The sequence below is a fragment of the Comamonas sp. Z3 genome, assembly GCF_008121565.1.
Lineage (GTDB): Bacteria > Pseudomonadota > Gammaproteobacteria > Burkholderiales > Burkholderiaceae_C > Comamonas > Comamonas brasiliensis.
This window is the reverse complement of the sequence record NZ_VOQU01000001.1, coordinates 846,018-859,040: the sequence shown is the minus strand read 5'-3', so window position 1 is coordinate 859,040 and position 13,023 is coordinate 846,018. Positions and strand designations below refer to the sequence as shown.

The 13,023-nt window shown below is 61.9% G+C and carries 14 protein-coding genes and 1 riboswitch; of the genes, 9 read left to right on the top strand and 5 right to left on the bottom strand.

Annotation, left to right across the window (positions count from 1 at the left end; translation table 11 throughout):
* Positions 1-40: 40 nt before the first annotated feature.
* Positions 41-1,453 (bottom strand): cobyrinate a,c-diamide synthase, encoded by a 1,413-nt coding sequence (locus FSY59_RS04045; protein WP_187427888.1) that lies wholly within the window; start codon positions 1,451-1,453, stop codon positions 41-43.
* Positions 1,454-1,464: 11 nt separating this feature from the next.
* Complete coding sequence (locus FSY59_RS04040; protein WP_148728496.1) at positions 1,465-3,378, bottom strand: TonB-dependent receptor domain-containing protein; 1,914 nt, start codon at positions 3,376-3,378, stop codon at positions 1,465-1,467.
* 67 nt (positions 3,379-3,445) lie between these two features.
* Positions 3,446-3,687, bottom strand: a riboswitch (cobalamin riboswitch).
* A 240-nt stretch (positions 3,688-3,927) separates the two neighbouring features.
* Between FSY59_RS04040 and FSY59_RS04035 the strand changes: the two genes are divergently transcribed.
* The 4 genes from FSY59_RS04035 (at position 3,928) to FSY59_RS04020 (ending at position 6,181) form a co-directional block, all read left to right on the top strand.
* Positions 3,928-4,137 carry a DUF904 domain-containing protein gene (locus tag FSY59_RS04035; protein WP_148728495.1) on the top strand — a complete coding sequence of 70 codons (210 nt, stop codon included), beginning with the start codon at positions 3,928-3,930 and terminating at the stop codon, positions 4,135-4,137.
* A 40-nt stretch (positions 4,138-4,177) separates the two neighbouring features.
* Positions 4,178-4,558, top strand: a complete 381-nt coding sequence (locus FSY59_RS04030; RefSeq protein WP_043372213.1) for a cell division protein ZapA — start codon at positions 4,178-4,180, stop codon at positions 4,556-4,558.
* Between the two features lie 585 nt (positions 4,559-5,143).
* Entirely contained in the window at positions 5,144-5,536 is a 393-nt protein-coding gene (locus FSY59_RS04025) for a MerR family transcriptional regulator (RefSeq protein WP_148728494.1), read from the top strand.
* A 60-nt stretch (positions 5,537-5,596) separates the two neighbouring features.
* A complete protein-coding gene (locus FSY59_RS04020; protein ID WP_003056249.1) occupies positions 5,597-6,181 on the top strand; it encodes an NAD(P)H-dependent oxidoreductase in 585 nt (194 codons plus the stop codon).
* A 149-nt stretch (positions 6,182-6,330) separates the two neighbouring features.
* Here the strand turns inward: FSY59_RS04020 and FSY59_RS27330 are convergent, their stop codons facing one another.
* Complete coding sequence (locus FSY59_RS27330; protein ID WP_003056251.1) at positions 6,331-6,477, bottom strand: hypothetical protein; 147 nt, start codon at positions 6,475-6,477, stop codon at positions 6,331-6,333.
* A gap of 98 nt (positions 6,478-6,575) precedes the next feature.
* Positions 6,576-6,749 (bottom strand): hypothetical protein, encoded by a 174-nt coding sequence (locus FSY59_RS27520; RefSeq protein WP_003056253.1) that lies wholly within the window; start codon positions 6,747-6,749, stop codon positions 6,576-6,578.
* 452 nt (positions 6,750-7,201) lie between these two features.
* Between FSY59_RS27520 and FSY59_RS04015 the strand changes: the two genes are divergently transcribed.
* Both FSY59_RS04015 and FSY59_RS04010 read left to right on the top strand, forming a co-directional pair.
* Positions 7,202-8,158, top strand: coding sequence for an AEC family transporter (locus tag FSY59_RS04015; RefSeq protein WP_003056255.1), 957 nt, complete (start codon positions 7,202-7,204; stop codon positions 8,156-8,158).
* An 89-nt stretch (positions 8,159-8,247) separates the two neighbouring features.
* Complete coding sequence (locus tag FSY59_RS04010) at positions 8,248-8,937, top strand: alpha/beta fold hydrolase (RefSeq protein ID WP_367379828.1); 690 nt, start codon at positions 8,248-8,250, stop codon at positions 8,935-8,937.
* A 376-nt stretch (positions 8,938-9,313) separates the two neighbouring features.
* Here the strand turns inward: FSY59_RS04010 and FSY59_RS04005 are convergent, their stop codons facing one another.
* Positions 9,314-10,258, bottom strand: a complete 945-nt coding sequence (locus tag FSY59_RS04005) for a GlxA family transcriptional regulator (protein WP_043372203.1) — start codon at positions 10,256-10,258, stop codon at positions 9,314-9,316.
* Between the two features lie 113 nt (positions 10,259-10,371).
* On the opposite strand from FSY59_RS04005, the gene FSY59_RS04000 reads away from it, so the two are divergent.
* The 3 genes from FSY59_RS04000 to FSY59_RS03990 are packed head-to-tail and all read left to right on the top strand — an operon-like array spanning position 10,372 to position 12,790.
* Entirely contained in the window at positions 10,372-11,172 is an 801-nt protein-coding gene (locus FSY59_RS04000; protein ID WP_043372201.1) for an SDR family oxidoreductase, read from the top strand.
* A 21-nt stretch (positions 11,173-11,193) separates the two neighbouring features.
* Positions 11,194-12,327, top strand: coding sequence for a thiolase family protein (locus tag FSY59_RS03995; RefSeq protein WP_148728493.1), 1,134 nt, complete (start codon positions 11,194-11,196; stop codon positions 12,325-12,327).
* 46 nt (positions 12,328-12,373) lie between these two features.
* The gene (locus FSY59_RS03990) at positions 12,374-12,790 is read left to right on the top strand and encodes a PaaI family thioesterase (RefSeq protein WP_034400692.1); all 417 of its coding nucleotides are present in this window, start codon (positions 12,374-12,376) and stop codon (positions 12,788-12,790) included.
* The last annotated feature ends 233 nt before the right edge of the window (positions 12,791-13,023 follow it).

Sequence of the window (13,023 nt, the reverse complement as noted above, 5' to 3'; positions counted from 1 at the left end):
GAGACTGTGCTTGCAGGGCTCATGGTGATGGACTAAAGGCTCAGCCTTCGATTGTTGCGCCAAAAAGCGCCGCCACAGCCGATGGGCAGGACGGAAACCAGGCATGAAAGTAGCTGGCCTGCACACTGCCATGCTGATACAGCGCCTCGCCACGATCAGCCTGTACGGCCGCGCCGGGGCGACTGCTGCGCGTGAGCACCGGCATGGCTGTCTCCAGCCTTGTGTAGTGAAAGGTATGGCCGCGCAACAGGCCCGCATCGAGGGCCAGCTGCTGCATGCCCAGACCGCCGAGCCGGCTCTGCATCACGACCTGACCGGGCAGCAGCCCCCACATGGACTGGGTGCTGCCGTCCAGGGCGGTCACACCATCGCACAGGGCCAGCATGCCGCCGCACTCGGCCCAGACCGGCTTGCCCTGGGCCATATGCTGGGCAATGCCGTCGCGCAACGGCCGGTTCTCATGCAGGGCTGGGGCGTGAAGTTCCGGATAGCCGCCGGGCAGCCAGATCGCATCGCAGGGCGGCAGCGCATCGCCAGCCAGTGGCGAGAAAAAGCACAGCTCTGCCCCCATGGCACGCAGACAGTCCAGATTGGCGGGATAGATAAACGAAAACGCCGCATCGCGCGCAATGGCAATGCGACAGCCGCGCAGCCAGGGCTCCAGGCAGGGCTGAGCCGCGCCAATGTCCGGTGCGGCAAAGTCCACACACCAATCCTGCCAGCTGGGCTGCCCGTCGTCCGAGCTCCAGGCCCTCTGCCCCAGCGGCGTCTGGGCCAGGGCATCGGCTGCGGCATCCAGACGCTGCAGGGCATCGCCGAGCTCGTGGGCGGCGATCAGGCCCAGGTGGCGCTCCGGCAGCAGCGCCGCAGACCTGGCCTTGACTGCCGCATCACCCAGTTGCACCCCCGGCATGGCCCCGAGCCACATAGACTGGTCGCGCAGGCCTTGCCGGAGCAGATCCGCATGATGCGCCGTGGCCACCCGGTTGGCCAGCATGCCGGCCCAGCGCAGGCCGGCCTGGTAATGCTGCAAGCCGTAGGCCAGCGCCCCGAAAGTGCCCGCCATGGCCGAGGCATCGACCACGGCCAGCACGGGCAGACCCAGCAGTTGCGCCAGATCGCCCGCGCTGAAGCTGCCGTCGAACAGGCCCATGACGCCTTCGACAAGAATCAGGTCAGCCTCCTGGGACGCCTCATGCAGGCGTTGGCGCACATCCGCCTCGCCCGTCATCCACAAGTCCACCGAATGCACGGGCGAACCACTGGCCAGCTCGTGCCAGTAGGGGTCCAGAAAATCCGGCCCGCACTTGAATACACGCACCTTGCGTCCCTGACGCGCATGCAGCCGTGCCAAGGCTGCCGTCACGGTGGTCTTGCCCTGGCCAGAGGCCGGAGCACTGATCAGCAGCGCGGGGCAGCGGGTAGTTTTTTCGGGCATTGCGATGGATGTCATGGCGACCCTGTTCAGTTAGCTTCCCACTTCACACCGATATAGCCGCTGCGTCCTTCGGTGGCATAGGTACGGGCCAGCTCATAGCGCTTGTCAGCCAGATTGTTGATGCGCGTCACCAGGCTCCATTCACGTGTCAGCTGCTTTTGCGCACTCAGATTCCAGAGCGTGTAACCGCCCAGCACAGTCTTGTTGGCAGCATCGTCAAAGCGCCTTCCGGCAGCCTGCATTTCGACGCCCAGCCTCCAGCCGGCCAGTGTGGTGTCGGCAGACAGATTGGCGTAACGCTTGGAGCGGCGAGCCAGTTGCAGATCCTTATCGGTATCGCGCGGATCCTGGAAGTCCACCGAACCTTGCAGATTCACCATGCCCAAGCGGGTGGTGGCGGCCAGGGTGATGCCTTCGTAACGGGCCTTGGCCACGTTGGCATAGCAGCCGCCGTAAAGGCCGGTATTGCCCGCACAGGTGCCCGTCCCACCCACATAGTTGATGAGATTGGATACATTGTTGCGATAAAGCGTGGCCGAGAAGCTGTCGCTGCCCTTGCCCCATTTCAGGCCCAGCTCCACATTGCGGCCTTTTTCAGGCGACAGGCTGGCATCGCCATATTGGCTGAAGCGCTGATAGAGCGTAGGTGCGCGAAAGGCAGTGCCGGCCGATGCGGTTGCGCGCCAGTTGGGCATGAACTCATAGCCATACGCAGCGCTGCCCGTGGTGTGTCCGCCGAACTCGCTGTCGCGGTCATGACGGGCGTTGAGCTGCAGCGTGTGCTTGCCTGCATGCAGGCCATAGCCCAGTGCCAGCGCGTTCTGAGAGCGATTGCGGCTGCCGATATCCAGGCCGTTGTTGACCAGCTTGTCCTCGCGGCGCTCCAGCGCGGCCGTCACGGTCTGCGCTCCCAGCCGCCACTCATTCTGGAACAGATAGCTGTGCAAACGCGTGTCGGTTTCATAGACACTGGGCTTGGTCTGGTAGAAATCGCGTGACTGCGTGTACTGAAGGCGTGTGCTGTAGACATCGCTCCACTTGGCCAGCCAGTTCAGGCCTACCGCATTCATCTTGTAGATGCTGCGGTCGTCGGCCATGGGACTGGTCTTGGAGACAGTGGCGTCATAACCCGCGTTCATATAGCTGGTCAGAGCCGTGGCCTCAACACGTTGATTGCTGTTGATCTGGTAGCCCACACGGCCGTTGAAGGCGTTGCTGCGATAGCCATCGGCATCGGGATTGAAGCCCGCAGAGGTCTTGGCATTGAAGCCGTTGCTGCTGGCATGCGAAACACCCAGGCTGTAATCCCAGCCCGCAACACCGCCGCTGATGCCTGCCTGAGCCTTCACCGTGCCACGACTGCCCCAACCCAGACCCACATAGGGCTTGGCTTTGCCCTCGCCCTTTTTGGTGAAGATCTGCACCACGCCGCCCATGGCGTCTGAACCGTAGACAGCCGCCGCCGGGCCGCGCAACACTTCAATGCGGTCGATCGCTTCCAGCGGAATATCCTGCCAGGATGCACCGCCCGTGGACTGGGAGTCCACGCGCACTCCATCGATATACACAGCGGTGAAACGCGTGTCGGCACCGCGCAGATAAACGCTGGTGGTCGAGCCAGCGCCGCCGTTACGCACCATCTGCACACCCGGTAGACGCGAGAGCACATCGGCCACACCCACGGCACCCGCAGTTTCAATCGTTTCACGACCCACCACCGACATATCGGCCACCAGATCCGACAAAGGCTGTTCGATGCGATTGGCGGTAACCACGGTTTCTTTCATCTGCACCGGATCGGCCTGGGCAGTTGACTGAGCCTGTGCGGCAAACGCCATGGCCAACGCAGATGCCAGCAAGGTGGGACGGAGAACAAAACAGGAGGCGCGTGCGCGCGAAGCCACCTGCGCCAGGCGCAGGGACGAAGATTGCGGACTCATGGAAAGCACACTTGAATACGCCCACGCCAGCCTACCCGCCGACATTGAGCAAACATACCTGCACACAATGCAGGCAACCCATGTTGGCCGGTATCCGGGCTAGGCGAATCATCCTCTTGCCGGCCTTCCCAGCGCGCAGCGCCAGTGACCATGGGGAAAAAGGCGGAATGCCGCAGCATTCCATTCGCCGACCGTTGCGGGGGCAGCGCAGGTTCGGAGTGCCAGTGCATCTGGCCAGCCCCTCCCTGCTTCCCGTTGAACTGAGACCACAGGAAAGCAGCCTCGAGCACCAACAGGCGCCCATTGTAATGAGCGCCACGCGGCGCGAATCCTTCATTCGAAGTAGCCTTGCGCGGGTAAGGTGACGATTTTTTACCTTAAACCTGCGTTTGAGGCACACAGAACTTGCGCAGCACGCTACGATTTTGGGAGAAATACTGCAGTTTCCCGACTGCGACAGTCAAGCAGGCCGTGCTCTGGCGCAAACTGCGAATTTGCCTGCACATTTATACTCACCCACGGACTGCAAGACCTACAATGGCAGAGTCTATGACCACCCAGCCCTCTCTTGATCTCATTGCCGAGCGCGTGGAGCGTCTGCTGGTGCGCCACGAGGAACTGCAGCGCACCAACACCCTGCTCACCGATCAGATCACCGCTCTGACGCAAGAGCGCGATTTGCTGCGTCTGCGCCTGCAGGCCGCTCGTGCGCGCGTCGATGCATTGATCGAACGCCTGCCCGCCAACCAGGGAGAGTGACAGCCGTCACCCTCCATCACCAGACCCGCCACTGACGCCCATGAAGCAGATCGATGTGCAAATCATGCAGCAAAGCTATGTGCTGACCTGCCCCGATGGTCAAGAAGAACGTGTGCAGGAAGCCGTTCGCCGCGTGGACGAGGCGATGACCCGCATCCGCGACAGCGGCAAGGTCCGCTCACGCGAGCGGGTGGCGGTGCTGGCAGCCCTCAATATGGCGTTCGACGTGCTCGACCGCGATGCCCAGCAAGCCCATATGGCCAACGCCCAGGCTGAAATGCAGGCACTCGCTCAGGAGCAGAGCGCGGCCTCCGAAGTCAGTGCCGCCGCCCAGGCCGAGTTGCAGCGCCAGCAGGATTTGGCAGAGCAACTGGTGCTCAGGCTCGATCAGGCTCTGGATGCTGACGCCAGGCTGCTTTGATCAGTTAACCTCGGCAACAAAGCAGTCATGAGCTGCGCACGACCGCCAATTCCCGCTAGAATAAAACCGTCTGCAAATCTGCCGGTTTTTATATTTCCTTGAACCAATGCTCAACGAGCATGGGCTTGATAAATCACCTATTGAGCGTGATCGTCTCGCGTCAGATGAACCCAACGATAGGTTGCTCTTGCCCACCTGAACCCCCGGTTCAGGATGACGAGCCGGTGGCATTTGCAGACACCTTTACCGACAAGCTGTTGATGAAGTTGGTCTACAGCCATGAACGTGGCCCAGAAAATCAAACAAAGCCACGCTAGGCATCAACAACTTGCAAATCTGGATTGATGATCGGCCCGCATTGCGGGCCTTTTTCTTGCCCATAGCCTGAGGCCATTCCGATAGCAGACCTTGATCTGCGCTGGCTGAACCCAAGGCTTTAGGTGCCACTCCCGGAAATCGATGCCCCGGCAAAGCCCGGCTCGACACACCTGCACCCACAACATGCCCAAGCGACTTCAGACACGCATGCCACCTCAGCCGTTTGCGCAAGCATCCGCCATTCCTGGAAGCACCCAGAAGTCAGTTATGCGCATCGGTGAGCTCGCGGCACTCACAGGCTGCACACCCAAGGCGCTCCGCCTCTACGAGGCCCACGGTTTGCTCGGTACCGTGGCGCGCAGAGGCAGCTACCGCAGCTATGGCCCCGAGGATGTGCAGCGCGTGCAATGGATTCGCCAGGCACTGGCACTGGGATTTCGCTTGGCTACGCTTCAGCCGCTACGCGCCATTGACACCGCCGCGGGCGCTGCAGCCGTCCTGACACTGATCCAGTCCCGGCGGCATGCCATTGCCGAGGAGTTGGTACGACTGAAGGCTGCCGACACCGCTCTTGCGGCGCTGAGTGTGGAGCTGGCCGGTTGTGAGGACGCAAGCGGGTGCGCTACGCCAGACAAGCTCCCGATCCGATCCAGCGCTTGACTTTGTCCCACGGGGCAAGGTGATGCTGGCGGCCTGCAAACTTCGCAAGCCTCTATCGCCATGTCCCGTCGCATCCTCATCATCCTCGGTCATTCCTCTTCCCAAAGCATGTGTGCAAGCCTGGCTCGCAACTATGCCGACGCCGCGCGCCAGTCCGGAGCCGAAGTACGCCTGCTGTCACTTGGGGAAATGTATTTCGATCCCATCCTGCGCCATGGATATGCGCATGCCCAGCCGCTGGAACCCGACCTGCGGGATGCACAGATCGACATTGCCTGGGCTCAGCATCTGGTATGGGTCTATCCCATCTGGTGGGGTGGACTGCCGGCGCTGCTCAAGGGCTTTCTGGATCGCATCTTTCTTCCAGGCTTCGCCTTCAAGTACCGAGCCAATTCCGTGTTGTGGGATCGCCTGCTGACAGGCCGCACCGCCGAGCTGCTGGTGACCATGGACACCCCGCCGTGGTATTACAGATGGGTACAGCGCCAACCAGGTCACCGGCAAATGAAGCAGACCATCCTGGAGTTCAGCGGGATCAGACCCGTGCGCGTGCACAGCTTTGGCCCGGTGGTCAACTCCAGCGATGCAGCGCGAGCGGGCTGGATCAAGCACGCATGCAAGCTGGGTGCTCGTGCAGGCGCCTGAGGTCTGATTCCCATGCATTGCACATGAGAGGCGGCCGGCAGGTTAACTCCTTGCGTAAAGCTCCTCGTGTGCAAGGCATATGCGTATTGAAAGCTATCGGTCGGGTGCAGCGCTCCCGCAATCACGGCGGCGTACAGCCCATCCCTGACTTACTTGTTGTCCTGCAACACCTCGGGCACCACATTGGGTGGAGTGAATTCGGAGGCTGCCGCCTTGCGCTGAGCCTTCTCCTCTTTTTTTTTCTTCTTCTCCAACTCGCGTTGCCGTTTTTCGAAGGGATAGTTTGGTTTGGGCATCGGAGCTTCCTTGGAGTTTTACGCTGCTCACCATAACCGATATCCCGGTGTGCGTCATGCGCCGGACATGGCTGGTGCGGACAGTAAGCTGCCCACGGCTAGTCGTTTTGCCCCAGGACGATGAGAACCGCGCCGCCGAGGAGCAATAAGACCGCCAGAGCCAGCCATAGTTCGAGATAGGCAATACTGCCGCGCGCATCCAAAGCAAATCCCGCCGCGCACGATAGTGCGGCACTGACCAATAACAGTGTTCCCAATTTGCTGCGCAGCATGGCTTGTGTCCGTGCTTTTCTCTCAATGATTGCGTGATGACGGCCATGCCGACCTGGCATTCCAGCCGCCATCAGCGCCCAAAATACCAGGATCGGCCCAGGCCTGTCTATTTTCGACGATGGCCATGGCTTGCGAAGCCAAGTCTCGAGGGTTTTGTTACTGAAGGTAGAGCATGACTCCTGCGTTTCAGGGGCCCACTCGAACAGGGGTTCAACGAGTCGTAACATCGAAACCCAGAAGCCTTCCGACCCCGATAAACAAAGCGTTCGCGGATGCCCATCCGTACCAAGCTTGACGCCGATTGACATGGCCTGAGCAGCAGGGCTTGGCAAACAAAGCAAGCAGGATCCCGGAACCGGTGAGAAGAAGAGTTAAGCTCTGCGCCCGAGGGATGCACGCACTCACACTGAGAGCAGGTGCAGGCGGCGGCTCAGTTTAGTTGGAGAGTTGAATGAATGGTTCCGCGATAGCGGCACTGCTACCGGTGATTGCATTGATCGGTACGGGGTTTGGCGTGGCACGTGCAGGACTGGTGCGACAGACAGCAGTCAAGGATATGTCCAATCTGGTGTTTCTGCTGCTGCTGCCGGCACTGCTGTTTCGCACCATGGCGCAGGTACATGTCGGCGAACTGGACTATCGACCGATCGGCGTGTACTTTCTTTCGGCCATCATCGTGTTTGTGGCGACGATGCTGGTCTATGGCTTCAACACATTGGCTGCAGCGCGTGGACTGGCCAGCATGTTCAGCAATGCTGCCATGATCGGCGTGCCACTCGTGGGCCTGGCATTTGGCGAGCAGGGACTGGTGACATTGTTCACCCTGATCTCGGTGCACGCCCTGGTACTGCTGACGGCCGCGACCATGGTGTTCGAGCTGGCCTCCTCTCGTGAGCAACATACGGACGACCCCCACGGCAGGCGATCCCTGGGGAGCACCGTCTGGCAGGCGGTACGCAACAGCATCATCCACCCTGTGCCGCTGCCGATTCTGGCGGGTCTGCTGTGGTCTCTGACAGGCAGGCCCCTACCTGAGGTGCTCGATACCTCGCTCAAGATGCTGGGCTCTGCCATGGGTCCCATGGCGCTGCTGCTCGTCGGCATCACCCTGGCCTTCACCAGGATCGGTGCCCACTGGCGCCCCGCAATGCGCATCACGCTGGTCAAATCGCTGGTGCATCCCCTGGTGTTTCTCGCCTGCGCCTGGCTGCTGCAGCTGCGCGGTCCGGCCATGGGTGTGATGCTGATCTGCTCGGCCTTGCCTGTGGGCGCCAATGCCTTGCTCTTCACTCAGCGCTACCGGGTCGCCCAGGACGAAGTGGTCGCCGGCATTGCGCTGTCCACCTTGCTGGCCCTGGTGACCATGCCGCTGCTGCTGATGCTGCTGCATGTCTTGCATGGGACCTGAGCATGCTGCTCAGGCTGCGCCCGCGCAGGCACTACGGCATCGCACGACGCCACGAACCGGACCATGCCTGACATTCTCGAGGAATTTCATTGACCACCGTTCTCATCCCAGGGTTCATGCTCGATCAAGACCTATGGTCTGACATCGGGCCATTTCTGCAAACACGCGCACCTCTTGTCCATGCGGATCTCGCTTCCGCTGGCTCGATTGAGGAGATGGCACAGCACACCATAGGCATGATCCCCGCCGGTCCATTCGATGTGGTCGGGTTCTCGATGGGAGGCTATGTGGCACGTGAAATCGCAAGGCTTGCCCCGGACCGGGTCAGGCAACTCGTGCTTATTGCCACCTCGTCGCGCGGCGACACGGAGCTGCAGGCGCGGCGCAAGGTCGATGCAGCCATGGCTGCTCCCAAGACCTTTGCCGGCGTGAACCGGAGAGCCATTCGCCAATCATTGGCGCCACAGCGGGAGCAGGATGAACAACTGGTGGATCGCATCCATGCAATGAGCGTGCGCCTTGGTGGAGACACTTTTCGCCGCCAGGCGCTGCTGCGCCGCGAAGGCGACACGGACAGGCTGAGCGAGATCCGGTGTCCAACCCTGATCCTTGCGGGCGAGCAAGATCGCTTGCGCGGCCTGGATGAGTCCATGGAGTTGCACCAGGGCATCCGAGGATCGGAGCTGAAGACCATCAATGCCGGCCATATGCTGCCCATGGAGGCTCCCACGGAAACCCAGGCCATGCTGGCGAAATTTCTTCAGCACAATCCCGCATAGCAGGCTGTCCACCTTGAAATCAGGCTGGCCCACAACGTGGGCAAGGGCAGCCGGCGCCGTTTTCGGCTGCCGCAGATGGGCCCGAGCCCTTCAGCCAAAAAACCAGCAGTCACGCGTCTCAACAGCCGGCATCCGCACATTGCGGCCTCGTGGGCAGCAGGGCTGCGAACGCTCAGCCCAAGAAGCTTTCATTCGCAATGGCTGTCGACTCTGCCGCCACAGACAGCGGCAGACCTCTTTGCCACGGACTTGTCGGCAGCCAGTGAGGTGACAGCAGCAGTCCGGAGCCTGAGCTCGATCCCTGGCAACCGAGCGGGCCGAGGACGAATCGCCTGCCACGATGGCCAAGTCGTTTCGCTCCAGGTGTACAGGCGTCTTACAGCTGCGCCCGAGCCCCACGCCGTATGGCCTGCGGCGGCATGCCGAAGCCACGCAGAAAAGCCTCTCGCATATGGCGGCGGTCACGAAAGCCCGTCTCCTGCGCAACCACCTCCAGCGGGTGTCGGCTGCCTTCAAGCATCAGCCTTGCGGCCTCCAGCCTCAGACCCTCAACCGCCTTGGCGGGGGATTGACCGGTCTCGGCCGTGAACACCCGGCTGAACTGGCGCGGACTCAAGTTGGCGGCCTCGGCCAGCGCCTCCACGCTCAGTGACCGAGAAAGATTGCGCCGGGCATGCTCCAACGCCTGCTGTATACGGTCTGACCTGGGTGTCAGCCTGAGCATCTCCGAGTGCTGCGACTGCCCGCCAGAGCGGCGCTGGTGCATGACCAGGCGATGCGCCACCGATCGTGCGACCTTGGCACCCAGGTCTTGCTCCACCAACGCCAGCGCCAGGTCAATCTCTGCCGTCATGCCTGCAGAGGTCCAGATCGGCCCGTCGGCGATGTAGATACGATCGGCTTCAATCTGAGACCGTGGGCAGCGCTGCTGCAAGACCTCGGCCCAATACCAGTGCGTGGTGGCACGGCGCCCGTCGAGCAGACCGGCTTCGGCCAGCAGGAAGGCGCCCGTGCACAGGCCCGCCACGCGCCGCGCGGATGCCGTCACCTTGCTCAGCAACCGGATCAGCTCGGGATCCGCAGCGACGTCCTGCGGCGCGAGCTTGCCTGCAACCAGCCAGGTATCCGCCCTGCAGTGTGCCGAAAGTGGCTTTGCCTGCAACACAGGTCCTGCCGAAGAGTGGGCCACACCGCCCAGCGCATAGGTCTCCACCGCATAGAAAGGCTGCTCCAGCATCAGGTTGGCAAGCTCGAACACGGCCTGTGTGGCCAACGCCATGACTTGAAAACCCTCGGGCAGCAGGTAGGCAATACGGTGCATCAGGATTCCCTTTCATGTCCTTTTTCATGACTATATACGTCATTTACGACAATCACTGCATATCGCACCATTCATGCCATGAACCACAGCCATCAACCCTAAGGAGCTTCAACATGGCACAAACCCATCTGGGTACCGCACTCGTCACCGGGGCATCGTCCGGCATCGGTGCGTTATATGCAGAAAGGCTCGCGCAGCGCGGCTATGACCTGATCCTGGTCGCGCGCAACCGCGAACGGCTGGATGCCCTGGCTAGCAGCATCAGCACACGCACCGGCCGCTCGGCAGCAGTCATGCCTGCGGACCTGAACGACCGAGCCGATCTGGCGTGCGTGGAGCTGCAGCTGCGCACGGACGCCAGCATCACCCTGCTGGTCAACAACGCCGGCATGGGCACACATACTCCATTGCTGCACAGCGACGTTGAACAGATGAGCCGCATGATCGATCTGAACGTCATGGCACCTATGCGGCTGGCCTATGCAGCAGCTCCTGGCTTCGTGACTCGCGGCCACGGAGCGATCATCAACATAGCGTCCATCGTCGCCATCTCTCCCGAAACCCTGAATGGCGTTTACGGCGCCAGCAAGGCTTTCGTGCTGGCCTTCAGTCAGTCGCTTCAGCATGAGCTGGCCGACAAAGGGGTTCAGGTACAGGCCGTGCTGCCTGGAGCCACGGCAACGGACTTCTGGGCTGCCGGGGGGCTGCCGGTGGAGAACCTCGATGCGCGCATCGTGATGAGCGCGGAAGACCTGGTCGATGCAGCTCTGCTGGGCTTTACGCGTGGCGAGAAGGTCACTATCCCTTCACTGCATGCCGGCGAAAAATGGGATGCCTATGAAGCTGCGCGCCGCGCCATGACAGGCCAGCTGTCCAGCAATACCGTCGCCCAGCGCTATGCCGCTGCGCACTGATCAGCACAAGGAGCCCCTGCCATGAAAGCCGTTATCGCCGCTTATGCGCGCTCACCGTTCCACTTCGCCCGCAAGGGCCGCCTGGCCGACGTGCGGCCCGACACGCTGGCAGCCCAGGTGCTCCAGGGCCTGCTGCAGCGCATCGACCTGGATCCCGGTCTATTGGAGGATGTGATTCTGGGCTGCGCCTACCCGGAGGCCGCCCAGGGCAACAATCTGGCACGCATAGTCGGCCTGCTGGCCGGCCTGCCCGAGACTGTGGGCGGCATGACCGTGAATCGCTTTTGCGGCTCGTCGATGCAGGCAGTGCACATCGCCGCAGCGCAGATAGAGGCCGGCATGGGCGATGCCTTTGTCTGCGTCGGCGTGGAGTCGATGACGATGGTGCCGCAGGGTGGCTTCAACTTCTCGCCCAACCCCGGGTTGCAGGCAAGCAGCGATGCCTATATCTCCATGGGCGAAACAGCGGAGAACGTGGCTCAGCGATGGAACGTGAGCCGACCCGACCAGGAGCTATTGGCGCTGCAATCCCATCTGAAGGCCGCAGCGGCCCGCGATGAGGGGCGGCTGGCCGACGAAATCATACCCATCCCCTTGCCAGGCGGAGAGCTGGTGGACAGCGATGGCTGCATACGCCCGGCCACCACGCTAGAAGGCCTGGAAGCGCTCAAGCCAGCCTTCCGACCTGATGGCATGGTCACTGCTGGCACCTCATCGCCGTTGACCGATGGCGCTGCGGCCGTGCTGGTCACCAGCGATGATTTTGCGCAACGCCATGGTCTTCGGGCATTGGCGCGCATCCGCAGCTTCGCGACCGTAGGGGTGGATCCCGCGATCATGGGCATAGGGCCGATCCCGGCCACGCGCAAGGCGCTGGCCCGTGCAGGTCTCACGGTGGCCGATCTGGACGTGGTCGAGATCAACGAAGCCTTTTCATCGCAGGCGCTGGCCTGCATCCGCGACCTTGGCCTGGACATGTCCGTCGTGAATATGGATGGTGGTGGGCTGGCCATCGGCCATCCGCTCGGTGCGACGGGGGCGCGCATCACGGGCAAGGCAGCGGCCCTGCTTGCGCGGAAGCAAGGACGGTATGCCCTGGCTACCCAATGCATAGGCGGCGGACAAGGTATTGCCACGGTGCTGGAGAGACCGTGAAGTCAGATCAGCCAAGACCAGAAATCCAGCTCCACTCAAGGAAGCCATGATGCTCCGCACCACCGAAACCCTGGACAGCCTGTTTGAACGCCAGCGTGGAACGCTGCCCGATACCTTTGGCACGCGACCGCTGACCATTGACGAAGGCCGCATGACCATGGAGCTGACCATTGCGCCATGGATGATGGCCCCCAACGGATTCCTGCATGCTGCCACGCAGGTGATGCTGGCCGACACCTGCGCCGGCTATGCGACCCTGGTGCATCTGCCCGAGGGCGCCAAAGGATTCACCACACTGGAGTTGAAATCCAACTTCCTCGGTACCGCAAAGCAAGGCGTCTTGCAGGTGGAGGCCATGGCAGAACATCTGGGACGGACAACACAGGTGTGGTCGGCTAGCGTGTTCGATGACAAGGGGCGCAAGCTGTCGCTGTTCCGCTGCACGCAGATCGTTCTTTGGTAGAGAGCCGGTTGCCGGGCACGGCAGGGGCTGGCCACGCATGTCCCTCCAGCGCCGCAAGCTCCGTGCCTTGGGCCCCAAGGCGGCAATGAGATCTGGCGGACTTCCGGGCAGTCTGATGCTGCTCTCGCACAGGCAGGCGTGTGGTGGCGGTTCACAGCGCGCTCCTCTACCGTGACTAGCTTGCCAGAGAGCAGACTGTCCTTCGATCGGGGCCATAGCAAGCTGACTGCTTC